The following is a 22984-nucleotide window of genomic DNA, read 5'->3' on the forward strand; positions in this document are numbered from 1 at the left end:
CCCGTCGACGGAGCAGACGGGGAGCAGACGGAGCAGAGGAGAGGCGGAGAGGCCATGGGCCCGCGCGCGAACAACGAGAACGACACGGCCGCCGCCGACGAGCGGGGCACCGCCGGGCGGCGGTGGCGGACCTTTCAACTCGGGTGCGCTGCCGTACTGTTGGCGACGGCGCTGACCGGCGGTGCGGTGGCCGTCGGCGCCGGCCGGGCGCCCGCGGCCGCGCCTGCCGCGTCCCGTGCCGTGGATCCCGGCCTCCTCGGCACCGGGAACCTGGACGCGAGCATCGCCTCGCTCCAGGCGCACCTGCGCACCCAGCCCAAGGACGCCGGGAGTTGGGCCACGCTCGCCCTGGCCTATGTCGAGCAGGCGCGGACCAAGGGCGACCCGTCGCGGTACCCGCAGGCGGACCAGGCGCTGCGCCGCTCCCTGGCACTGGCGCCGGACAGCGACCAGGCGCTGGCCGGACGCGCCGCGCTCGCCGCCGCGCGGCACGACTTCGCGGGCGCGCTGACCTACGCGGACCGGGCGCTGCGGCAGAACCCGTACAGCGAACGCGCGTTGTGCTCCCGTATCGACGCCCTGGTGGAGCTCGGCCGGTACGACGAGGCGGCGCGGGCGGCCGACACCGCCGACGCGCGCAGGCCGGGCGTGCCGGTCTTCACGCGGTACGCGTACGTGCACGAGCTGCGCGGGGACGTGCCGAGCGCACGCCGGGTCCTCCAGCAGGCGCTGTCCTTCGCCACCTCGCCCGGCGACATCGCCTACGTGGCCACCCAGCTCGGCCAACTCGCGTGGAACCAGGGCGAGTACGGGACCGCGCTCGCGGAGTACGCGCGCGCCCTCGCCGCCGACGAGACCTACCTCCCCGCACTGGAGGGCCGGGCCCGGGCGCAGGCCGCGAGCGGTGACCGGGCCGCGGCGATCACGGGCATGGAGTCGGTGGTGTCCCGGTATCCGCTGCCCGCTCCGCTCGTCGAGCTGGGCGAGCTGTACGAGGCGCGGGGCGCGGCCGGGGACCTGGCCAGGGCGCGGCAGCAGTACGCGCTCGTGGACACCTGGGTCGCGCTGGCCCGCGCCAACGGCGTCGACGCCGACCTCGACACCGCGCTGGCCGCCGCCGACCACGGCGACAAGGCGGCCGCCCTGCGCGCCGCCCGCGCCGAGTGGGCCCGCCGGCACACCGTGCACACGGCGGACGCGCTCGCCTGGGCGCTGCACGTCAACGGCCGGGACACGGAGGCCCTTTCCTACGCCCGTCAGGCCACCGCCACCGGCTACCGCAACGCCGTCTTCCTCTACCACCGCGGCGTGATCGAGCTGGCCACCGGCGACCGTGCGGCCGGCCGCGCCGTGCTGGCCTCGGCCCTGAAGCTGAACCCCGGTTTCTCCCCCGTGGGCGCGGCCGCGGCCCGCACAGCCCTGGAGGCCGCGAAGTGAGACCGCGTCTGCCGTTCGTCCTCGCCGCCGGGTGTGCGCTCGTGTTCCTGCCGGCCGCCGCCGCGAGCGCGCATCCGCTCGGCAACTTCACCGTCAACCGGTACGACGGACTCGTCCCGGCGCCGGGGCAGCTCCGGGTGGAGCACGTCGAGGACCTGGCCGAGATTCCGGCGACCCAGGCGAAGCCCGACATCGAGCGGCTGGGGACGGCTCGGTGGGCCCGGCAGCGCTGCGAGCGGGACGCCCGGGGCAGCGAGGTGACCGTGGCCGGGCGCCGGGTCCCCCTCACCGTGCGGGACAGCCGGGCCACGCCACGGCCCGGCCAGGCGGGGCTCAACACCCTGCGGGTGGAATGCCGTTGGTCCGCCCCGCTCCCCCGCGCCGGGTCGCTCGCCCTCGGTTTCCGCGCCGACACGAACTGGTCCGGGCCCGGCTGGCGGGAGATCACCGCGCGCGGCGACCGGACGACGCTCACCGGCTCGGACGTGCCGAGGACGTCCGTCTCGCACGAACTGACCACGTATCCCAAGGACTTGCTGTCGTCCCCGGCCGACGTCTCCACCGCGTCGCTGCGCGTGCGTCCCGGCGGTCCCGCCCTCGCCGAGGAGCGGCCGGACGCCCCGGCCGCCTCCGTGCTGCCCCGGGGCGCCGACCGCTGGACGCGGGCCCTCGACGGCCTGGTGGCCCGCCATGGCCTCACCGTCGGCTTCGCCGCCCTCGCGCTGCTCGTCGCGGTCGTCCTCGGCGCCCTGCACGCCCTCGCGCCGGGGCACGGCAAGACCCTGATGGCGGCCACCGCGGCGGCGCGCGGCGGCCGGGCCGGGCTCCGGGACGTGCTGCCGCTGGCCGCGTCGGTCACCGTCACCCACACCCTCGGCGTCGTCGCCCTGGGCCTGCTCGTCACCGCCGGGTCCGCCGCCACGCCCTCGGTGATCGCCTGGCTGGGCCTGGCGAGCGGGGCCCTGGTCCTGGCGGCGGGGGTGAACCTCGTACGCCGGGCACTGCGGAACCGGACCCACAGCCACGAGCACGCCCACACGCACCCCCATGACGGCCACGCCCACGGTGAGCACAGCCACACCCACACCCACGGCGGTCACACCCACACCCACCCCACCGTTCCCACCCTGCGCGGCACGATCCTGCTCGGCTTCGCCGGGGGGCTCGTGCCCAGTCCGTCGGCCGTGGTCGTGCTCGTCGGCGCCGCCGCACTCGGCAAGGCCTGGTTCGGGCTGCTGCTCGTCGTCGCCTACGGCGCCGGGCTCGCGCTGACGCTCACCGCGGCCGGGGTCGCCGTGGTCCGGCTGGGCTCGGGGGCGTCCCGGGTGCTCGAACGGCGCCCGCGGTGGACCGCGCACCCCCTGAGCGCGCTCGTGCGCCGGAGCCTGCCGCTCGCCTCCGCGCTCACCGTCCTGGCCCTGGGCGCCGGATTGGTGCTCAAGGGGGCCGCAACAGCCCTCGGTTGAGCTACGTTTGTGGAGAAATCACGCGACATGCCTGGGGGCGCTCGTGTCCGAAGATCCGGGCCGCGACCGTGTGATCGCGGGCCGCTACCGTCTGCTGTCCCCGCTGGGCGAGGGCGGCATGGGCACCGTGTGGCGGGCCCGGGACGAGGTGCTGCACCGGGAGGTGGCCGTCAAGGAGGTGCGCGCCCCGGCCGGGCTGCCCGCCTCCGACGTCGAGCGGATGTACGCCCGCCTGGAACGGGAGGCGTGGGCCGCGGCCCGGGTCGCGAACCGCAACGTGGTCACGGTGTACGACGTGGCGATGGAGGGCGGCCGTCCCTGGATCGTGATGGAGCTGGTGCGCGGGCTGTCGCTCGCCGACCGGCTGGAGGCGGAGGGCCCGCTGGCGCCGCAGGAGGCCGCGCACATCGGCGCCGAGGTGCTGTCCGCGCTGCGCGCCGCGCACGCGGCCGGGGTGCTGCACCGGGACGTGAAGCCGGCCAACGTGCTGCTCGCGAACGACGGCCGGGTGGTGCTGACCGACTTCGGGATCGCCTCGGTCGAGGGCAGCTCGGCGATCACCATGACCGGCGAGGTCGTCGGCTCGCCCGAGTTCCTGGCTCCGGAGCGGGCGCTCGGCCGCACCCCCGGCCCCGAGTCGGACCTGTGGTCGCTGGGCGTGCTGCTGTACGCGGCCGTCGAGGGCGTCTCCCCGTTCCGCTACGACACCCCGCTGAGCACCCTGCGGGCCGTGGTGGACGAGGAGTTGCCGCCGCCGCTGCGGGCGGGTCCGCTCGCGCCGGTCGTCGCGGGGCTGCTGCGCAAGGACCCGGCCCAGCGGCCCGGTGCCGAGCGGGCGGAGCGGGAGCTGCGGCTCGTGGCGGCCGGGGGTACCCCCTCCGGAGGTGGGGCGCCCCGCCCGGAGCCGCCACCGGATCCGTCCGCGTACGCCCGGACCGTCGTGGCCCGGGAGCCGTGGTCGGGGCAGCAGTCCTGGGCGCCCCAACCACCGCCCGCCACCACGCAGTTACCGCCCGACGAGCCGGAACCCGGGCGCCGTCGCGGGGCGGTGGTCGCACTGGTGGCGGGGCTGCTCGTGATCGTGGTCGCGCTGGCGGGGCTGGCGTACGCCCTGCTCAACCGCGATGGCGGCGGGCACGGGAGCGACGGCGCGAGCGGCACGGGCGGTCCCCTGGTGAGCGGCAGCGCCCAGGCGCCCACGCACAGTGGCACGGACGCTGCCACGGGCACGCCGTCGGCCCCGCGCAGCAGCACCTCGTCGTCGGCCCGGCCCGCTCAGTCGGTTCGGGTCACGCTGGCCGGCGCGCACACGGCGTACTCCGGCCCCTGTCCGCCGCCGAGCGGACAGGCTCCCGCGTTCACGGCGACGTTCACGGTGGGACGGGTGCCGGCGCAGGTGGCGTACCGGTGGGTGCTCGCGCACGGGTCGGTCGCGGATCCCGGCTGGCAGACGCTGTCGTTCGGGGCCGGTGACGGGACGAGCCAGAAGGTGCGGGTGACCCTGACGACGTACTCCCAGACCGGCTCGGCCGACAACGCGGTCAGCGTCGAGGTACGGGCCCCGGTGCGGGCCACGTCGAACGCGGTGCCGTTCTCGGTGAGCTGTGCGACGGCGACGGAGACCCCGTCGGGCGGGGCCTCCGCTTCCGCTTCGGACTCGTCCGGAACTTCACCCTGACGAGCGAACAGCACGGGTGACGTGTTGACGCGCAGATCACCCGTACCGCGTGCGGTCGGTTACGCGTTATTGGTGAACGCCGGCAGATAGCCGCCGGAGTGGCCGGCCGCGGTGGGGTGGTACGACTCGGTGATGTCGAGCCAGTTCACGCTGTGCAGCCACGAGTCGCCGGAGCAGATCTCGTGGCTGGAGAAGGCCGGGCGGACGTCGGCGAAGACGAAGCCGTGCGCCGCGGCACGCGCCTGGATGGCGGTGTCCATGTAGTCGGCAGCGCCGTTGATCGCGGAGCGCTTGGTGTCGGACAGCCCGAGGCAGGTCTGGCCGAGCAGGTAGAAGCGGGGGTAACCGAGCACGACCACCTTGGCGTTCGGGGCCTTGGCGCTGATCTGGTTGTAGACGTTGTCGAGCTTGCCGGGGAGCGTGGAGTCGACGTACGCCTTGGCGGTGTTGATGCGGCTGATGCAGCTGCTGTCGGACTGGAGCACGCAGGTCGTCATGACGTCGGAGAACCCGGCGTCGTTGCCGCCGATGGTGATGGAGACCAGCGAGGTGCCGGAGTTCAGCGAGCCGAGCTGGTTGCCGAGGACGTCGTCCGTGGTGGCGCCGGAGCAGGCGTTGAAGGCGAACGACGACGGGGAGTGGGCCGCGTTCCACAGGTACGGGTACGCGTTGGTGCTGCGGTCACAGCTGCCGCTGGAGCTGATGTAGCTGCCCGCTCCCACTCCGGAGGAGTAGGAGTCACCGAGCGCCACATAGCCGCCGGTTGCCGCTGTCGAGGCCTGGGCCGCCGCGGCTCCGCCGAGTCCGAGTCCGGCGGCGAGGAGGAGCGAGGTCACGAATCCGAAAAGTCTGGAACGACTCATGGTGCCTCCCTATAGCAGGATCTCTGCCTACAACTGTGGTAACTCCTACGCGTGTTGACCGGAAGTGTTCATGCCAAGAACTTTTGAAGTCTGAACAAGATCAGCCGAAGAAGTTCACCGCACCGCATCTTGCGTGTGCATGCCAAATGTGTTGACCACGAGTCAACTCGGCCCCGGATCCCGTCTTGACGCCCGCCCCGGCCTGCGCCACATTGAAGCCCGACATCCCGCGCGTCGGGGTCAAATCGGGGGGCACGGTCGCCAATGCAGACCTTACGCATCAAGTCACGTCCATCGGACGGCGCCACCGAGCAGCCCGAAGGGGCACGGCCAGGACCGGGGAGGGTCCTGTCGCCGCTGCTCATGGGGGCCGCGACCGCCGTCGCGGCGGTCGGCGCACTGCTCGCCCTGACCGACTCCGGCTCACCGCTGCGCGGTCCGTGCACGCTGTTCTTCCTGCTCGCCGCGCCGGCCGCGGCCATCGCGGCGGCGCTGCGCGGGCTGGATCCGTATCCCCGGACGCTCGCCGCCCTTGCGGGCTCGGTCGTCCTCAACATGCTGGTGGCCCAGGGCATGCTGGCCGCGCACCGCTGGTCCGTCCACGGCGGGGTGATCGCCGTGACCGCACCGAGTCTGCTGCTGCTCCTGTGGGTTCTTCTACGTAAAAGTGAGTAACTCCGGCCAAAGTTATGCAACGGCCAAACCAACAGAAACGTGAGACTGATATCCAGGTCTTGCCATTCTGGTTCAATCGTCAATACCGTCATACGTCTCACCCGCATCGGTCCGTCAGCACACGGTTCAGGGGAGGGCTCAGGGCCGTGACGTTCCGGCGCGGGGCGCGGTAGGGGGGTGCCGTGCTCGGTGACCACAGCTGTGACCGAGTCGTGCCGCGCGACCGGCTGCCGTATTTCCCGGGCAGACCGGCCAGCTTTGCCAGCTCATCAACGTGCCCGGAGATCATTTCGCCGTGCCGAAGATGAGTAACCCCCCTTTCGAACCGGACAGACAACCGGGCCACCCGGGGGTGGGTGGTCCACCGGACGAGAGGGAAAAGACCCATGAGTTCCGTTCTGCGCCCGCCGGCTTCGGGGCAAGATCCGTTAATCGCCGCGAACTACCGGCCCATCTCCTCTCACCTCGCGATCACTCCGCCGGTGAGCGTGGTGATTCCCGCCATGAATGAGGCGGAGAATCTGCCCTACGTCTTCAAGACCCTTCCGGACTGGATACACGAAGTCGTTCTGGTGGACGGCAATTCCACCGACGACACGGTCGAGGTGGCCCGGTCCCTGTGGCCCGGCGTCAGGGTCGTCGAACAGAGTGGCAAGGGCAAAGGGGATGCCCTGATCACCGGGTTCGAGGCCTGCCGGGGCGACATCATCGTGATGGTGGACGCGGACGGCTCGGCGGACGGCGGCGAGATCGTGTCGTACGTCTCCGCGCTCGTCTCCGGCGCCGACTTCGCCAAGGGCTCCCGCTTCGCCAACGGCGGCGGCACCGACGACATGACCTTCATCCGCAAGCTCGGCAACCGTGCGCTGTGCGCCGTGGTCAACCGCAAGTTCGGGGCGCGCTACACCGACCTGTGCTACGGCTACAACGCCTTCTGGCGGCACTGCCTCGACAAGATCGACCTCGACTGCACCGGCTTCGAGGTCGAGACGTTGATGAACATCAGAGTGGTCAAGGCGGGGCTCAAGGTCCAGGAGATACCGAGCCACGAGTACCTCCGCATCCACGGCACCAGCAACCTGCGCGCGGTACGCGACGGGTTCCGGGTGCTCCAGGTCATCCTGAAGGAGCGCTCCAACCGGCGTGAGCTGCGCCGCCAGGAACGCCACTCGCCGATGCTCGACGCGGTCCGGGGAGAGGTGTCTTGAGAGATCCCGACATCTCCGTCGTGATCTGCGTGTACACCGAGGACCGCTGGGAGGACATCCTCGCGGCGGTCTCCTCGGTGCGCGCGCAGTCGCGTCCGGCGCTGGAGACGCTCCTGGTCGTGGACCACAACCCGGCCCTCAAGGACCGGCTGGAGCGCGAGTACAAGGAGGAGTGCGAGCCGACCGGGAGCGTCCGCGTGCTGGCCAACGCGGGCCCGCGCGGCCTGTCCGCCGGCCGCAACACCGGCATCGCGGCCGCCCGGGGTGACGTGATCGCCTTCCTCGACGACGACGCCGTGGCCGAGCGGGACTGGCTGCGCCACTTCGCCGCCGGGTACGCCGACCCGCGCGTCATGGCGGTCGGCGGCCGTACGGTGCCGGTCTGGGCGTCGGGCCGGCGCCCGGACTGGTTCCCGGAGGAGTTCGACTGGGTGGTGGGCTGCACCTACAAGGGCCTGCCTGCCGGCCGGGTGCGGGTCCGCAACGTGCTCGGCGGAAACGCCTCGTTCCGGCGTACGGCCTTCGACGCGGCGGGCGGCTTCGCCACCGGCATCGGCCGCGACGGCGACCGCCGCCCGCTCGGCTGCGAGGAGACGGAGCTGTGCATCCGCCTCACCCGCGCCCGCCCCGACGCCGTCCTGCTCATCGACGACCGGGCGGTGATCCACCACCGGGTGCCCGCACCCCGCGAGCACTTCGCCTACTTCCGCACCCGCACCTACGCCGAGGGCCTGTCCAAGGCACTGGTCGCCCGCAGCGTCGGCGCGGACAAGGGGCTGGAGTCCGAACGCCGGTACACCACCCGGGTGTTGCCCGCCGGGGTCGCTCGTGGCCTGCGGGACGCCCTGCTGGCCCGCCCGGGCGGCGCGGGCCGCGCGGGCGCCATCGTCGCGGGCGTGCTGAGCGCCGCCGGCGGCTACGCGGTGGGCAGCCTACGGGCGCGGCGCAACGGTACGACGTTCTCGGCAGCCCCGATCCAGGCGACACCGTCCGCGCCTGCAACCCCACGGACACCCTCCACACCACCGGACAGGGCAACACCGTCCACCCCACCGGTCCGGGGGACGCTGCCCACGCCCCCGGTCCCGGGAACACCGCCGGCACCACCGGCCCAGGAGACGCCCTCCGCGCCGCCGGTCCAGCAGACGCCCTCCGCACCACCGGCGCAAGGGACGCCGTCCGCACCACCAGCCCAAGGGACGCCGCCCGCACCGCCAGTCCACGGGACGCCACCGGCACCACCGGCCCAGGAGACGCCACCCGCGCCCCCGGCCCGCGACGGCGCTCGGGCGCGCGGTGCTTCCGCAGAAGGCGGTCGGGCGCGCGCCGGTTCGGCGGGGGGCACCGATGGATGAGTCGACCGTGCCCATCCTCATGTACCACTCCGTCGCCACCGCCCCCAACGACGCCACCCGGGCCCTGTCGGTCGCACCGGAGGCGTTCGCCGAGCAGATGGCGCTGATCGGTGATCTGGGCCTGGCCCCGCTGACCACCGCCGGCCTCGCGGAGCGCTGGCGCACCGGCCGCCCGCTGCCCGCCCGGCCGGTGCTGATCACCTTCGACGACGGTTACGAGGGCGTGCACCGGCACGCACTGCCCGTGCTCGCCAAGCACGGCTTCCCGGCCACGCTGTTCGTCTCCACCGGCTGGCTCCGGGGCACGCACGACACCGGAGGCGGCCTGGACACCATGCTCGACTGGCCCCAGGTACGCGAACTGGCCGCCGCCGGCGTCGAGATCGGCGGCCACAGCCACACCCACCCGCAGCTCGACCAGCTCGGCGACGACGAGCTGCGTGCCGAGCTGGACCGCTGCACCGAGATCGTCGAGGGCGAACTCGGCGCCCGCCCGCTGTCGTTCGCCTACCCGTACGGCTACTCCAGCCGCCGGGTGCGCCGGGCGGTGCGGGCGAGCGGCTACGCCCAGGCCCTCGCCGTCGGCAACGCGCTCGCCCGCCGCCGCCAGGGGCCGTACGCACTCGAACGGGTCACGGTCCGGCGCGGCACCACGGTCGAGGAGTTCGAGCGGCTGCTCCAGGGCCGTGCGATCGCCCGCACCTTCGCCGGGGACCGCGCCCTCACCAAGGGGTACGCCCTCGTCCGCAGAGCCCGCCAGATCCGCCAGGTCCGCCGGAAGGCCATGCGTTCCCGTGTCTGACACGACGACCACCACCGAGGCCACGACCGGCGCCGACGAGGCGCCCGGGGCGGGCCGGTCCCCGCGCGACGGCAGCCCGCTGTTCCGCAACGCCTACGCGCTGATGCTCAACACCGGCATCAGCGCCGTCCTCGGGCTGGGCTTCTGGCTGGCCGCGGCGCGCTACTACTCCGAGTCGGCGGTCGGGCAGGGCTCGGCCGCCATCGCCGCGATGAAGTTCCTCGCCGGACTGACCGCGGTCACCCTGACCGGTGCCCTCGCCCGCTTCATCCCGGTGTCCGGGAAGCGCACCGGCACGCTCATCTTCCGTACGTACGCGGGCAGTTCGCTGGTGGTGGCGGTCGCGGCCGGCGTCTTCCTGCTGACCCTGGACTCCTGGGGACCGTCCTACCGGTTCCTGCACGGCACGCTGCACGGGCTCGGTTTCGTCGTGGCCGTCATGGCCTGGAACCTGCTCACGCTCCAGGACGGTGTGCTGACCGGGCTGCGCAGCGCGACCTGGGTGCCGGTGGGCAACACCGTGTTCTCGGCCGTGAAGCTGGCCCTGCTCGCCGCGTTCGCCGTCGCCATACCCGCCACCGGTGTCTTCGTCTCCTGGGTGGCCGCCATCGCCACCTCGGTCGTGCCGCTGGGCTGGCTGGTGTTCCGGCGGCTGGTGCCCCGGCATGTCAGGGCGACCGAAGGCCACACCGAACCGCCCACGCTGCGGCAGGTCGGCCGGTTCCTGGCCGGGGACTACACCGGCTCGCTGTTCTCGCTCGCGGTGATCTACCTCGTCCCGGTGATCGTCGCCTCGCAGGTCAGCTCGGCGCAGAACGCGTACTTCTACATCGCCACCACCATCGGCGGCACGACCGACCTCCTCGCCATCAACATGGGCGCCTCCCTCACCGTCGAGGGCTCGCACGACCCGGACCGGCTGGCCGCCCACACCCGGGCGGCGCTGCGGCGGATGGCCCGGATCATGCTGCCGGTCGCCGCCGTCCTGATCGTCGGCGCGCCCTGGATCCTCGGTGTGTTCGGCGCGGGCTACGCGGACGCGGCGACCCCGCTGCTGCGCTGGCTCGCGGTCGGCTCGGTGCTGCGGGTCGTGATCGAGACGTACTTCGCGGTGCTGCGCGCGCGCAGCCGCACCGGCGGACTCGCCCTGTTCCAGGGCCTGTTGTGCGTTCTGGTGCTGGGGGCGACCCTGCTGCTCCTGCCCCGGATGGGGCTGACCGGCGCGGGCGTCGCCGAGGCCGGCAGTCTCGCGGTGATCGCCGCGCTCGCCGCGCCGCGGCTGTGGCGGACGATCCGGAGCGCCCCCGACGCCGCGGCCGACGCGGCCGCACCCGACGGGGACCTCGCCGACCTGGGCCCGCGCGAGGTCCCGGCCGCCGGCGTCACGACGCGCCGGCCCGGTCCGGCCTGGGCGCTGGACTCGGACACCCTCGCCCTCGGCATCCACGTCGACTTCGACCACGCCGAGCGCCGTCCCGACGTCCGCCCGGGCCCGGGCACCCCGCCCACGGGCACGCCGCTGCCGCGGGAGGCGGGGGCGGCGGAGGTCGACGCGCCGTTCACGGCGGGGGGACCGGACGCGTCCCTGGCCGCCGGCCGCGCCGTACCGGACGAGGAAGAGGCCCCTGAGGAGCACGCGGCGCACGGGCCGCTCACGCAACGGCTGTTGCCCACCCGCTCCGGAGTCGTCCTCGGCTGTCTGCTGATCGCCGCCCTGCTGCTGTACTGGGTGCCCGCGCTGCGGCTCGGCGAGGCGGACCTGGACCGGATGGGCGGGCTCGGGCTGGTCTCGGTGCTGCCGCTGCCGACCCTGGCCGGGGCCGCTCTGCTGGTCACGGTGTTCGCCGCGCTGCTGTGGCTGCGCCGCGAACACCGGGCGCTGCTGCTGCTCACCCTGCTGGCGACGGTCGTGTCACTGCACGCCCTGCCCGCCGTGCTCGAAACCGAGCCGCGCTTCCCCACGGCGTGGCAGCACCTCGGCTTCCTCGACTACATCGACCGCACCGGCTCCGCCGTACCCGACCTGGACGCCCGCTGGAGCTGGCCCGGGTTCTTCGCGGCCGCCGCGTTCGTCGGCCGGGCCTGCGGGGTCACGGACTTCACCGAGGTCATCCGCTGGTGGCCGACCGCCGTCCAACTCGCCTATCTGGCACCGATGTTCCTGCTCACCCGGTCGATGCGGGCGAGCTGGCGGGCGAAGTGGACCGGCGTCTGGCTGTTCGTGCTGTGCGGCTGGGTCGGCCAGGACTACTTCTCCCCGCAGGGCTTCACCTATCTGCTGTACCTGATGTTCGTGGCGATCCTGCTGGTCTGGTTCCGGTCGCCGCGCGTGATCTGGACGACGTACCGGCCCGGCGAGGCCGAGCCGGCACCGGCCGACCGGCAGCAGCGGTCCGTCCTGCTCCTGGTGCTGATCGGCCTGTACGCGGCGAGCGTGCCCGCGCACCAGCTCACCCCGTTCGTCATGCTCGGCGTGCTCGCGGCCCTGGTCCTGCTCCGCCGGTCCGAACTGCGCGGCCTGCCCCTGCTGTTCGGGGTGCTGGCCGCGGTATGGCTCGGCTTCATGGCCGAACCGTACTGGTCCGGGCACTTCAACGATCTGTTCGGCGGGGTCGGCGGGGTCGGCAGCAATGTGTCGACGTCCGTCTCCGGCCGTATCCAGGGCGGCAGTTCGAGCCACAAGCTGGTGCTGTACGTCCGCGTGCTGCTGGCCGGCTCGGTGCTGGCGTTCGCCTGCTGGGGCTGGTGGCGCCGGCGCTTCCACCGCTACCGCGAACGCTCCCTGCTGGTCCTCACCTTCGTGCCGTTCCTCGGCTTCGGCATGCAGTCGTACGGCGGCGAGATGGCGCTGCGCGTCTTCATGTTCGCGGTGCCGGGCGCGGCCCTGCTCGGCGCCCTCGCCCTCTTCCCGCGCACCGGCGTCACCGCGAAGGAGCGCGCGAAGGACCGGGTGAGCCTCGCCCCGCTGGCCGCGCTGCTCGCCGGGCTGCTGCTGATGGGCGGCTTCCTGGTGGCCCGCTGGGGCAACGAGACGTTCGAGCGGACCCGGCCCGGCGAGGTCGCGGCGATGAACTGGGTGTACGCCCACGACAGGCCGACGGTCCGCCTGCTGTGGCTGACGCAGGACACGGTCAACGACGTGACCCCGGCGCTGCCGTGGGGCGCCAAGGACATGGAGCGCGTGAACTACGTGCCCGCGCTGGCCCCGACCGACCCGGTCCTGGTGTCGGGCCTGGTCAAGTCGTTGAAGGACGCGGGCCCGAACTCGTATCTGATGATCAACCGCAGTCAGGTCACCTATCTCCAGCTGGACGCGGGCTACCCCGTCTCCTGGGAGCGGCGGCTGGTCGAGAACCTGGACGACCGGCAGGAGCTGACGAAGGCCTACGCCAACGACGACGTCACCGTGTACGCGATGCGGCAGCGGCCGGCGGGCGCGGTGCCGAAGCCGGACCCGGGGCCGACCGGGCCGATCGTGACCTGGACCCCGTGGTCGGTGGTCGGCGCGCTGGCCGCCGTCCTGCTGGTCCTGCTGCTGGCCGCACGCGAGGTCGCACGCGTCGCGATGCGTCCGGGCGTACGACAACTGCGCCTGCTCCAGGGCTCGTTCTGGTTCTCGTTGCCGCTGCTGGCGGTGGTGCTGGCCGCGCTGGTGCAGCGGTTCCTGACCATGAAGTGAGGGCGGCTCGGCCGTTCAGCGGTCGAGCCACTTCACCTCGTACGGCCCCATCCCGAACCGTTTGCCGTCGATCTGCGCGCTGATCGGCCGGTTCTGCGTGTTGACCACGAGGACGGTCCTGTCGCTCGCCATGACACGGACGTTCGGCACGTCGTCCGCGGCGACCGGCACGTCCTCGTACCGCGTGCCCGGCGGGAAGGCCCTGGCGAACCGGGACACCAGGTCGTACATGGGCAGTTCGCGGCCGCCGGCGGCGCTGTCGGTCGGCGTCCACAGGCAGCCGGCGCAGCCGCTGCCGGACTTGTCCTCCGGGTTCCAGTAGAAGCCGGAGTCGGCGCCGCCCCGCACCAGGGCGATCATGCCGGTGGCCTGCGCGGCGACGCGGTGCGGTTCGGTCCAGCCGGTGCGGTTGCCGTTGCCGTCGCCGGGCTCGACGTAGTACTCGGCCCACCACAGCGGCAGGTCGTGGGTCTGCCGCCGGATCCACTCGCCGACCGCGGTGAACTTGCCGGTGGCCGCGAACTCGTCCGGCAGCAGGTCGTCGTCGCGGGTGTAGCTGGAGCCGTCGACCACGGTGAAGTCGGCGCCCTCCTTGTGGGCGTTCCAGTAGGTGAAGGCGTCCAGCACCCGCTGGTCCATGGCGCCCCATGGACCCCTCACCGCGGCGGAGGCGTTCTGGTCCCTGGGGTCGACGCTGTCCATGACGAGGTACGGCCCGCCGACCATGATGTCCTTGTCGACCTTCTTCAGCGCCGTGTACACGAGGTTGTACAGCGTGGTGTAACCCTCGTAGTCCCAGCGGGACTTGGCGTCGTTCCAGAAGCCCTTGAACTCGTTCCAGACGATGAAGTGCTTCACGTCCGGGTAGCGCCGGGCGACGGTCGCGGCGAGGTCGGCGTAGTCCTGGTAGTGGTCGGGGGTGGGGGCGGTCTCCAGGGCGGACTGGCTCCAGTTCGTGTTGCCGACCCCGGCCCGCCCGCCCTTCATCCAGTCCGGGGCGCAGCACAGGGTGATCACCGGGGTGCCGCCGGAGGCCCGCATGAAGTCGATCCGCCGGTCCAGGGCGCCGAAGTCGTAGTGCCCCTGGACCGGTTCGGGGTTGTCCGCGCCCCAGCCCATGACCGCCTGGTTCTGCGCCAGTCCGCGGTTCTGCGTGAGCAGTTGCTCCACGCGCGTGGTGGCCGCGCCGGCGCCCTGGTCGGCGCTGTACTGGGTGTGTGTGAAGCCCCAGCCGACGTACGGCTCCGGTGCCGCGCTCGGCCGGGCCGGAGTGCCGTGCACCGTGGCGCCGTCGCGGGTGGTGCCGGTCGTGCCGGGACCGCCGGACAGCGTGCTGACGAGGGTCACCACCAGGGCCAGCGCGACCGCGCCGACGCCGAGCAGGGCGGTGAGCCGCCACCGCCGAGTATCCGAATCCCACCCATGACGTCCCATCAAGGACAACAGTAACGGCGGAGGGCATCCGTCCGGCGGGAGTTCGCGACACCCGCGACGGCTCTTCGGAACACCCGGCACAAGGGGAGGAAATGCCGTGCGCGGAGGTCATCGGTGGCGGATCATGGCGGCATGTCTGCTAACCCACACGACGCTCTGCCGATCCGGCTCCACGTCGACGACTCCGACTCGCCGTCCGACGTCGTCGACGCGCTGTTCCTCGGCCGCTTCGCGACGGGCGAGCAGCCGTACTCGCACGCCGTGAACATCGACCGCGTCCGCTCCGGCGCGACCCTGCTGCCCGACGGCGCCCGCGTGCTGCGCGCCGCGCGCGACGACGACCGCAGCGCCACGCTCGCCGAGGGCGACGGCTGGACCCTGCTGGTCTCGCGCTGGAACCGCGGCGCGGACGTCACGGTCACCGCGACCAGCGCGGACCTCGCCGAGCGGGTCCTCGACCAGGCCACGGACGGCGCGGCCGACGAGCCCGAGCCGCAGCCCGAGAACGTGACGATGGGCTTCTGGTACGTCTCCCCGCGGCGCGGCCCGCATCGCACCACCCGGCAGATCTCCGCGGGCACCTGGGACGAGATCCGGCCCAACTACACGGCCCCGGTGGCGGACGCGATGGACCGCCTGATGAAGACGACCCCGCAGGACATCGCCGGCCGCCTCCTGCTGCTGCACGGCCCGCCGGGCACCGGCAAGACCTCCGCGCTGCGCACGCTCGCCCGCTCCTGGCGGGACTGGTGCCAGGTCGACTGCGTCCTGGACCCCGAGCGCCTCTTCTCCGACGTCGGCTATCTGATGGACATCGCGATCGGCGAGGAGGACAGCGCGGGCAAGGGCCGCTGGCGCCTGCTGCTCCTGGAGGACTGCGACGAGCTGATCCGCGGCGAGGCCAAGCACACGGCGGGCCAGGCCCTGTCCCGGCTGCTGAACCTGACCGACGGCCTCCTCGGCCAGGGCCGCAACGTCCTGGTCGGCGTCACCACCAACGAGGACCTGGAGCGGCTGCACCCGGCGGTGGTCCGCCCCGGCCGCTGTCTGGCCCGTATCGAGGTGGGCCCGCTCAGCCGCCGCGAGGCGGTGAACTGGCTCGGCACCGAGGAGGGCGTCGGCCGCGAGGGCGCCACCCTGGCCGAGCTGTACGCGCTGCGCCGGGGCACGGCCCCGACCTCGGTGCCGGGGGCGCGGGACGGTGCGGACGCGGGGCTGTACCTGTAGTGCTTTGATGGTGGTGTGACCTTGTTCGTCGGCACCTCCGGCTGGCAGTACAAGGACTGGCGGGACCTCGTGTATCCGGCCGGGGTCCCGGCGCGGCTGTGGCTGGAGGAGTACACCCGGCTCTTCGCGACGGTGGAGCTCAACAACGCCTTCTACCGGCTGCCGACCCGGGAGAACTTCGAGACCTGGCGCGAGCGCGTGCCGCCGGACTTCGTCGTCGCGGTCAAGGCCAGCCGCTATCTCACCCACATCAAGCGCCTGAAGGACCCCGCCGAGCCGGTCGACCGGCTGATGACCCACGCGGCGGGCCTCGGTGACCGCCTGGGGCCGGTCCTCCTCCAGCTCCCGCCGACCCTGCGCGCGGACCCCGCGCTGCTGGACGCCTGTCTGGCCCGCTTCCCGTCCGGTACGAGGGTGGCGGTCGAGCCCCGTCACGCCTCCTGGTGGACATCCGAGGTGCGCCAGGTCCTGTCGGCCCGGGGCGCGGCGCTGTGCTGGGCGGACGTGCAGGCCCACCCGACGACCCCGCTGTGGCGCACGGCCGACTGGGGCTACGTCCGCTTCCACGAGGGCCGCGCCCACCCCTGGCCCCGCTACGGCCGCCGCTGCCTGGAGACCTGGGTGGACCGCGTCGCGACGACCTGGTCCGACGCGCGTGATGTGTACGCCTACTTCAACAACGACCCCGGCGGGGCGGCGGTGGCGGACGCGGTGACGTTCGGGAGGGCGGCGCAGCGGGCGGGTCTCACGGTGACGCGCGTACCGGAGCCGGCCCGGCTCCACTGAGGCTTCCCGCCTTCGCGTTACTTCCCGTAACCGGCCCGCAGGGCGTCCCGCACGGCGGCCAGCGCCTCCGGCTCGTCCAGCCCCAGCCTCCGGACGTGCTCGACATACGTCTGCGCCGCGGCGGCGGCCCCCCGCTCCGCGGCCGAGCCGGCGGCCGCCACGAAGGTGCCGTTGCGTCCCCGGGTCTCGATCACCCCGTCGGTCTCCAGCGCCCGGTACGCCTTGGCCACGGTGTTCACGGCGAGCCCCAGCGACTCGGCCAGCCCGCGCACGGTCGGCAGCCGGTACCCCACCGGCAGCACCCCGGACCGCGCCTGCTCGGAAATCTGCGCCCGCACCTGCTCGTACGGGGGCGCGCTGTCATCGATGCGGATCTTCAGGCTCACGACCCGATTGTCCCGCACCCGGCGTGGCCCACCCGCCGGAAAATGAGAGGCGTACCGGAACGTGTGTCCGTACGGTCCCCTGTCATGACTGTGACCGTGCGCGATCTGCGCCCTGGTGACCCCTCCGACGTCGAGGACTTCACCCGGGTACGGCATCAGGCCCTCCCGTACATCCTGTGGACCCCCGCGTCCGTCCTGCACACGCTCACCCGCACCCCTCCCGAGGCCGGGGCCCGGTCCCTCGTGGCGGAGGAGGACGGCGAGGTGATCGGCACCGCCCAGGTGATGCTGGCGCACGACAGCCCCGAACCCGGCCAGGGCATGCTCAACATCTACGTCCACCCGGAGCGGACCCGGCGCGGCGCGGGCGACCTGCTGGTGCGGGCCGCCGAGGAGCATCTGGCGGCGCACGGGGCGACGAAGCTGTTCGCGTGGGTGCTGGACGAGCCGGCCAACCGCGCCTTCGCCGAGAGGCGCGGCTACCGTGCCAGCCGCTCCGCCCACTTCCTCCGGCTGGACCTGGCCCACGCCTCGCTGCCGCCCCTGCCCGCTCCCCCGCCGGGCGTCGAACTGCGCACGGCCGCGGACTTCGCGGACGACCCGCGGCCGCTGTTCCGGCTGGACGCGGAGACGATGTCCGACGAACCGGGCGACGTCGACGTCGAGTTCACCGACTACGAGGCCTGGCTCACGGGATCCTGGGAGCATCCGCTGCTCGACCGCGAGCTGACCACGGTCGTGGTGGCCGGGGGCCGCCCGGTCGCCTTCAGCGTGGCGTACACCGACGGGGGCAGTCGCTATGTCACCGCGATGACGGGCACCGCGCGCGCCTTCCGCCGGCGCGGCCTGGCCAAGCTGGCCAAGACCGACTCGCTGCACCGCGCCCGCGCCGCCGGCCTGACCGACGCGCTGACGGGCAACGACACCGCAAACGCCCCGATGCTGGCGATCAACACGTCGCTGGGGTACGAGATCTGTGCGACGGAGGTCCGCCATGTCCACGAACTCGTCTGAGCCGCCGGCCGGGTTGACGGTCGTACTGGTCAAGGGCGGCCGTACGAAGATCCGTTACCCGGCCGAGCTGCTCCACGACGACGGCACGCGCATCGCCGTACGGGCCCCCTGGGCGGGCGCCGGGGTCCGGGACTTCGGCTTCGTCCGCTTCGAGCCGGGCGACGTCTTCACCGAGTACTTCTGGCGGGACCGCTGGTACGCGGTCAAGGAGGTCCGGGCCGGGGACGGCACGGTGAAGGGGTGGTACTGCGACATCACCCGCCCGGCGGTGCGCACCGGCGCCGAGCTGGTGGTGGAGGACCTCGACCTGGACCTGTGGCGCTCCGCCGACGGCAGCGACGTACGACGGCTGGACGAGGACGAGTTCGCCGCGAGCGGACTGACGGAGGCGGACCCCGGGGCCGCGTCCGCCGCCGTGGCGGCCCTGGACACGCTGGAGGCGCTGGCCCGCGCCGGCGGCTTCGCGGACCTGCTGGCCTGACCCGCTGACGCCGGAGCCGGGCGCAGGCACGCGCGCCCGGCCCGGATCGGCTCACACGGTCGCCACCACCGCGTACCGCTCGTCCTCGACGGCTCTGCCCCACAGCAGCGGGTCGCCGGACAGTCGCTCCACGCGTACGTCCGCGCTCAGCGGCGCGAGCAGGGCGGTGAGGCGCCCGGCGGGGATGCCGACGGGGTGCGCGGTCCCCCAGACCCCCTCGACCAGCACGAAACGGCCTCCGGGCCGCAGCAGCTCGCGCCAGTGCCGCAGCACCCGGTCGGGCGCGGGCAGGGCCCACAGCACATGCCGGACGAGGACGACGTCGAAGCGCTGCTCGCCCACCGGCGGGGCCGCGGCGTCCCCGCACAGGACCGCCGCGTCCCGCCCGGCGAGCTTGGCGCGGGCCCGCTCGACCATCGCCGGGGACGCGTCGACACCCGTCACCCGGTGGCCCCGCTCGGCGGCGAGGAGCGCGAGGCTGCCGGTGCCGCAGCCCAGGTCGAGGACGTCGGCGGGGTGTCCGGGCAGCCAGCCGCGGACTCTGGCCGCCCAGGCCGCGCGGACCTCGGGATCGCGCAGCCCGTGGTCCGGTTCGTCGTCGAAGCCGGCGGCCTCGGCGTCCCAGTCGATCTCGTTCGTGCCCACAGCGCTCATGCCCACAGAGTGACACCCGCCACTGACAATCCGGCTCCGATGAGGAACCCTCCCCGAAAGCGTCTGCCTCCGTGACATCACGGAACCGGGTAGGTGCTGAAGGAGGCAGCCATGCGCCGCGCGACCGTGCAGAAGCCCCTGAAGAGGACGGACAGCCGCCGCATCCGCGAAGAGGCGGAGGAGCGTCCCGCGGGGCGTCCGGAGGTGCGCAAGGACATCGCCCGCACCTGGTGGCCGGACGGCTGACCGGACCGGCCGCGCGTGGTCAGCCCAGCCGTTTGCGGTAGTGGATGCGGTCGTACGGCCCGTCCGCGCGCCGTTCCACCGCGTCGTAGCCGAACTTCGGATAGATCTCCTGGTTCTCCCACATCATCGCGTTCGTGTAGAGCCTGACCTCGGACAGACCGAGCGCACGCGCGCGTGCGTCCACGAATTCCAGCAGGCGCCGTCCCACCCCGTTGCCGTGCGCGTCGGGGTGAACGGCGATGCTGTCGAGGAACAGGTGGTCGTCGTGGGCGTCGATGACGACGAGCCCGGTCACCGGCTCCCCGAGGACGAACACCCGGCCCGCGGCCACGTCCGCCACGTGGTCCGCCTCCATGGGCTGCGGCACCACCCCGATGCGTTCGATGTAGTGACGGTAGGCCGCGTCGGTCACCGCCTTCACGGCCGGTGCGTCGGCGGCCCGGGCGGGCCTGATCTCGTCGTTCGTCATGGCGTGGACGCTATCTGCCTCAGCGCAGTCTGAGCACTCCCTTAACGCCGCCATAAGGATCTCCCCCGCCCGCCCCCAGCAGGCGATTTTTCGGATTCTTGGGGCTAGCGTCGGATCGCCCCCACGGGATCCAGCCCGCCCCCGAGGACCGTTCGAGGAGTTCCCCATGCCCGCACGCCGCAAGGTCGCCGTCGTCGCCGCCCTCGGCAGCACCGCGCTGGCACTCGCCGCCGCGCCCGCGTCCGCGCACGGTTCGATGGGCGATCCGGTCAGCCGGGTCTCTCAGTGCTACGCCGAGGGGCCGGAGAGCCCGAGGTCGGCCGCGTGCAGGGCGGCCGTGGCGGCGGGCGGCACCCAGGCGCTGTACGACTGGAACGGCATCCGGATCGGCGACGCGGCCGGCCGGCACCGGCAGCTGATCCCGGACGGCAGGCTGTGCAGTGCGGACAACGAGGAGTTCAAGGGCCTGGACCTGGCCCGCGCCGACTGGCCGGCGACGCGCGTGCACAGCGGGTCGTACACCTTCAAGTACCGGGTGACGGCCCCGCACAAGGGCACCTTCACGGTCTATTCCACCAAGCCCGGCTACGACCCGGCGAAGCCGCTGGCCTGGTCCGAACTGGATCTGGCGCACCCGGTGGCGACGGTCACCGACCCGGTCGCCTCGGGCGGCTTCTACACGTTCTCCGGCACGCTCCCCGAGCGCTCGGGCAGGCAGCTGCTGTACGCGGTCTGGCAGCGCTCGGACAGCCCGGAGGCGTTCTACTCCTGCTCGGACGTCGACTTCGGCGGCGCCACGGAGAACACGGGCAGCACGAGCAGTGCGGGCGGTACGGGCACCGCCCCCGCCCCGGCCGCCTCCGCCCCCACCGACCGGCAGATCGCGGCGGGTGCCGGCAAGTCGACGATGAGCCACCACGGCCACGGCGGCGACGCGGCCGCCCCGCCCCGCACCGCCAACGCGCCCGAGGCCGCGGGCACTTCGCGGAACCTCGCGGAGACCGGTGCGTCCACCGGCACCACCTACCTGGCGCTCGGTGGCGCGGCGGCACTGGCGCTCGGCTCGGCCGCGCTGTTCCTGTCGGTGCGGCGCCGGGCGACGGGCCGCCGCTGAGGGTTCCGGGGCCTGTCCGGCGGCTCAGGTCGGACAGGCCCCGGCGCGCGTCAACTGAGGGCCGACGCGCAGGTGGTGGCGCTCGCGTGGGCCGGATCCAGCGCGTTCGCCACCTCGTGGAAGGCGATGCGGTCGAACAGGCCGATCGCGACGTGCTCGGTGAGGTCGAGCGGGCACAGGTCCTGGAGCAGGACGTTGTGGACGTCCGAGCCGCTCAGGTACTGGCTCTGCCAGGGCGTGGCCACCTCGTCGTACTTGGTCGCGATGACGGTGTAGTGCACTCCGGGGACGGTGTCGCCGCCCGCGTTGAGCCTGGTGAGGAAGTCCGAGCCGGGGATCTGGTCGGCGAGGCCGGGGGTGGTGGCCTTGATCAGGTCCGAGGCGCCGGGGAAGTACGGCAGCAGGTTGGTGAGGCCGCTGAGGGTGGCGCCGTGGTTGTCGGGGGCGAGGCCGACGAGGGCGTTCACCTTGGCGGCGCCGCCGAGGAACTTCAGGTAGTAGCGGGGCATCATGCCGCCCTGGGAGTGGCCGACGAGGTCGGCCTTGGCGGCGCCGGTCGCGGCGAGCACCTTGTCGACGAAGGCGGACAGCTGGCCGGCCGACTTGTCGATGGGGCCGAGGCCGTAGAAGACGGGGACGCCGGTCAGTTGGCCGTAGTCGACGGAGAAGACGCAGTATCCGCGGGCCTCCAGGTAGGGGGCGAGGGAGAGCCAGTTGTCGACCGAGTTGCCCAGGGTGCCGTGCACCAGGACGACCGGCCGGGGATGGTCGGCGGAGGGCTTGCAGCTGAAGTCGTTCCAGCCGGTGCTCGGGGCGGAGTCGGCCGCGTGCGCGGTGGCGGCCGGCACGACGGCGACGGCGGTGGTGAGCAGCAGTGCGGCGAGGGGTCTGAGGGCTCGCTTCCAGGGCAGCATCGAGTGATCTCCTTGCGGCTCAAGGGAGGTGCGACGGCCTTACCCTGTGATCCGGATCACGAGGACGCTGTTCACTCGTCAAGTTACGGGCGAGTAGCGCAAGTGTGAAGTTACGCGCCAGTAAAAACCTTCCAGCACCGGTGGAACATCACTGGAACCGACACTCCGTCACCAGGCCGGCCTGATCGGCCCGCCCGGCGCGACGCGCGCCAACCGGTCCCCCAGCAGGCGCACTTCCCGCTCCCCGAGCACCTCGGCCCATCCGCCCACCACCTCGGCGGCCGCCTGCTCCGCCGCCCGGGTGCAGTCCCGGCCACGCTCGGTCAGCACGACCAACCGGGCACGCGCATCCCGCGGATGCGACCGGCGCTCGGCGTACCCCTTGCGCACGATCTCGTCGACCAGCTGACTCGCGGCCTGCTTGGTCACGCCGAGATGGGCGGCGAGGTCGCTGACGGTGGCCCCGTCCGGAGAGAGCCGCGCGAAGGCGAAGCCGTGGGCGGGCCGCAGATCGGCGAACCCCCGGGCCAAGACCCCCTCGTGAATGCGTTGCGTGAGGTCGCCCGCGGCGGCGAGCAGCGCGGCGGACAGGGCCATGGCGTCGGAGTTCTGCACGGGGGCATTGAAACACCCTTGACGGATCGATCAAGCTGCTTGACCATATAGTCAAGCAGCTTGACTACTTTCCGAACGGAGAGCACAGCCATGCCCGTCGTCCGTTCCACCCAGGCCGTGTCCCACGAGATCCACGGCGCCCGCTTCGTCTCGTACGCGACCCCGCTCACCGGAAGCAGAGAACTGTGCGCCTGGCGCGGCGAGATTCCTCCGGGGACCAAGGCCCCGGCGCACACCGTCACCCGGGAGGAGATCTTCCATCTGCTCGTCGGCGACCTGCTGATCACCCTCGACGGCCGGACCGACCGCATCGGCGCGGGGGACACCGTGATCGTCAACGCCGGCGCGACCCTCGCCGTGGAGAATCCGTCCGGCCACACGGCGATCTCCTGGGTCACCACCTCCGTCGGTCTGGAGGCGGAGCTCGCCGACGGCACCCGCATCGCTCCGCCCTGGGCCAACTGACACCCGGCCGAACGGA

General features: G+C 72.9%; 21 protein-coding genes and 1 pseudogene. 15 read left to right on the forward strand and 7 right to left on the reverse strand.

The features are described 5' to 3' along the window. The first annotated feature begins 54 nt into the window (after window positions 1-54). From AC4OXY_RS15005 to AC4OXY_RS15015, 3 genes are read left to right on the forward strand one after another with little or no spacing between them, the layout of a single operon-like run. Complete coding sequence (locus tag AC4OXY_RS15005; RefSeq protein ID WP_491994048.1) at window positions 55-1437, forward strand: tetratricopeptide repeat protein; 1383 nt, start codon at window positions 55-57, stop codon at window positions 1435-1437. Then, window positions 1434-2903 (forward strand): nickel transporter, encoded by a 1470-nt coding sequence (locus tag AC4OXY_RS15010; RefSeq protein ID WP_491994049.1) that lies wholly within the window; start codon window positions 1434-1436, stop codon window positions 2901-2903. Before AC4OXY_RS15005 ends, AC4OXY_RS15010 begins: the two co-directional genes overlap by 4 nt. A gap of 43 nt (window positions 2904-2946) precedes the next feature. Next, a complete protein-coding gene (locus AC4OXY_RS15015; protein WP_491994050.1) occupies window positions 2947-4581 on the forward strand; it encodes a serine/threonine-protein kinase in 1635 nt (544 codons plus the stop codon). Window positions 4582-4640: 59 nt separating this feature from the next. Here AC4OXY_RS15015 and AC4OXY_RS15020 read toward each other — a convergent pair whose 3' ends face one another. Next, the gene (locus tag AC4OXY_RS15020) at window positions 4641-5444 is read right to left on the reverse strand and encodes an SGNH/GDSL hydrolase family protein (protein ID WP_491994051.1); all 804 of its coding nucleotides are present in this window, start codon (window positions 5442-5444) and stop codon (window positions 4641-4643) included. A 363-nt stretch (window positions 5445-5807) separates the two neighbouring features. Here AC4OXY_RS15020 and AC4OXY_RS15025 point away from each other — a divergent pair, with 363 nt between their 5' ends. From AC4OXY_RS15025 to AC4OXY_RS15045, 5 genes and pseudogenes are all read left to right on the forward strand, one after another. Further along, window positions 5808-6119 carry a hypothetical protein gene (locus tag AC4OXY_RS15025; RefSeq protein WP_491994052.1) on the forward strand — a complete coding sequence of 104 codons (312 nt, stop codon included), beginning with the start codon at window positions 5808-5810 and terminating at the stop codon, window positions 6117-6119. A gap of 386 nt (window positions 6120-6505) precedes the next feature. After that, a complete protein-coding gene (locus AC4OXY_RS15030) occupies window positions 6506-7327 on the forward strand; it encodes a glycosyltransferase family 2 protein (RefSeq protein ID WP_071375857.1) in 822 nt (273 codons plus the stop codon). Next, window positions 7324-8307, forward strand: a pseudogene (locus AC4OXY_RS15035) (glycosyltransferase family 2 protein); the annotation flags it as partial. The gene AC4OXY_RS15030 and the pseudogene AC4OXY_RS15035, both read left to right, overlap by 4 nt. 367 nt (window positions 8308-8674) lie before the next feature. After that, window positions 8675-9484: a polysaccharide deacetylase family protein gene (locus tag AC4OXY_RS15040; RefSeq protein WP_362819307.1), complete on the forward strand. Its 810-nt coding sequence runs from the start codon at window positions 8675-8677 to the stop codon at window positions 9482-9484. Then, on the forward strand, window positions 9477-13163 hold the full coding sequence (locus AC4OXY_RS15045) for a lipopolysaccharide biosynthesis protein (protein ID WP_491994053.1): 3687 nt from the start codon (window positions 9477-9479) through the stop codon (window positions 13161-13163). The genes AC4OXY_RS15040 and AC4OXY_RS15045 overlap by 8 nt, the downstream gene beginning before the upstream one ends. 15 nt (window positions 13164-13178) lie before the next feature. Here the strand turns inward: AC4OXY_RS15045 and AC4OXY_RS15050 are convergent, their stop codons facing one another. Next, on the reverse strand, window positions 13179-14597 hold the full coding sequence (locus tag AC4OXY_RS15050; RefSeq protein WP_491994054.1) for a GH39 family glycosyl hydrolase: 1419 nt from the start codon (window positions 14595-14597) through the stop codon (window positions 13179-13181). 132 nt (window positions 14598-14729) lie between these two features. Here AC4OXY_RS15050 and AC4OXY_RS15055 point away from each other — a divergent pair, with 132 nt between their 5' ends. Continuing rightward, the gene (locus tag AC4OXY_RS15055) at window positions 14730-15824 is read left to right on the forward strand and encodes a DUF5925 domain-containing protein (RefSeq protein WP_362819310.1); all 1095 of its coding nucleotides are present in this window, start codon (window positions 14730-14732) and stop codon (window positions 15822-15824) included. Window positions 15825-15839: 15 nt separating this feature from the next. Next, window positions 15840-16610, forward strand: a complete 771-nt coding sequence (locus tag AC4OXY_RS15060) for a DUF72 domain-containing protein (protein ID WP_491994055.1) — start codon at window positions 15840-15842, stop codon at window positions 16608-16610. 17 nt (window positions 16611-16627) lie between these two features. On the opposite strand, the gene AC4OXY_RS15065 is transcribed toward AC4OXY_RS15060, so the two are convergent. Then, window positions 16628-16996, reverse strand: a complete 369-nt coding sequence (locus AC4OXY_RS15065) for a GntR family transcriptional regulator (protein WP_356022554.1) — start codon at window positions 16994-16996, stop codon at window positions 16628-16630. Between the two features lie 84 nt (window positions 16997-17080). Here AC4OXY_RS15065 and AC4OXY_RS15070 point away from each other — a divergent pair, with 84 nt between their 5' ends. Together AC4OXY_RS15070 and AC4OXY_RS15075 are read left to right on the forward strand one after the other, a co-directional pair. After that, window positions 17081-18010, forward strand: coding sequence for a GNAT family N-acetyltransferase (locus AC4OXY_RS15070; RefSeq protein WP_491994056.1), 930 nt, complete (start codon window positions 17081-17083; stop codon window positions 18008-18010). Beyond that, on the forward strand, window positions 17991-18491 hold the full coding sequence (locus AC4OXY_RS15075) for a ribonuclease FAU-1 family protein (RefSeq protein WP_491994057.1): 501 nt from the start codon (window positions 17991-17993) through the stop codon (window positions 18489-18491). The genes AC4OXY_RS15070 and AC4OXY_RS15075 overlap by 20 nt, the downstream gene beginning before the upstream one ends. A gap of 51 nt (window positions 18492-18542) precedes the next feature. Here the strand turns inward: AC4OXY_RS15075 and AC4OXY_RS15080 are convergent, their stop codons facing one another. Continuing rightward, window positions 18543-19145: a class I SAM-dependent methyltransferase gene (locus AC4OXY_RS15080; RefSeq protein ID WP_356022561.1), complete on the reverse strand. Its 603-nt coding sequence runs from the start codon at window positions 19143-19145 to the stop codon at window positions 18543-18545. Window positions 19146-19256: 111 nt separating this feature from the next. On the opposite strand from AC4OXY_RS15080, the gene AC4OXY_RS15085 reads away from it, so the two are divergent. After that, window positions 19257-19391 carry a hypothetical protein gene (locus tag AC4OXY_RS15085; RefSeq protein ID WP_256464732.1) on the forward strand — a complete coding sequence of 45 codons (135 nt, stop codon included), beginning with the start codon at window positions 19257-19259 and terminating at the stop codon, window positions 19389-19391. A gap of 19 nt (window positions 19392-19410) precedes the next feature. Here the strand turns inward: AC4OXY_RS15085 and AC4OXY_RS15090 are convergent, their stop codons facing one another. After that, complete coding sequence (locus AC4OXY_RS15090) at window positions 19411-19860, reverse strand: GNAT family N-acetyltransferase (protein ID WP_491994058.1); 450 nt, start codon at window positions 19858-19860, stop codon at window positions 19411-19413. Between the two features lie 166 nt (window positions 19861-20026). Here AC4OXY_RS15090 and AC4OXY_RS15095 point away from each other — a divergent pair, with 166 nt between their 5' ends. Beyond that, window positions 20027-20974, forward strand: a complete 948-nt coding sequence (locus AC4OXY_RS15095) for a lytic polysaccharide monooxygenase auxiliary activity family 9 protein (protein WP_376289087.1) — start codon at window positions 20027-20029, stop codon at window positions 20972-20974. Between the two features lie 50 nt (window positions 20975-21024). On the opposite strand, the gene AC4OXY_RS15100 is transcribed toward AC4OXY_RS15095, so the two are convergent. Then, window positions 21025-21888 (reverse strand): esterase/lipase family protein, encoded by an 864-nt coding sequence (locus tag AC4OXY_RS15100; RefSeq protein WP_362819315.1) that lies wholly within the window; start codon window positions 21886-21888, stop codon window positions 21025-21027. Between the two features lie 168 nt (window positions 21889-22056). Continuing rightward, the gene (locus tag AC4OXY_RS15105) at window positions 22057-22503 is read right to left on the reverse strand and encodes a MarR family winged helix-turn-helix transcriptional regulator (RefSeq protein WP_356022571.1); all 447 of its coding nucleotides are present in this window, start codon (window positions 22501-22503) and stop codon (window positions 22057-22059) included. Between the two features lie 90 nt (window positions 22504-22593). Between AC4OXY_RS15105 and AC4OXY_RS15110 the strand changes: the two genes are divergently transcribed. Next, window positions 22594-22968: a cupin domain-containing protein gene (locus tag AC4OXY_RS15110; RefSeq protein ID WP_356022573.1), complete on the forward strand. Its 375-nt coding sequence runs from the start codon at window positions 22594-22596 to the stop codon at window positions 22966-22968. Window positions 22969-22984: the final 16 nt, after the last annotated feature.

The organism is Streptomyces sp. HUAS MG56 (genome assembly GCF_058673395.1).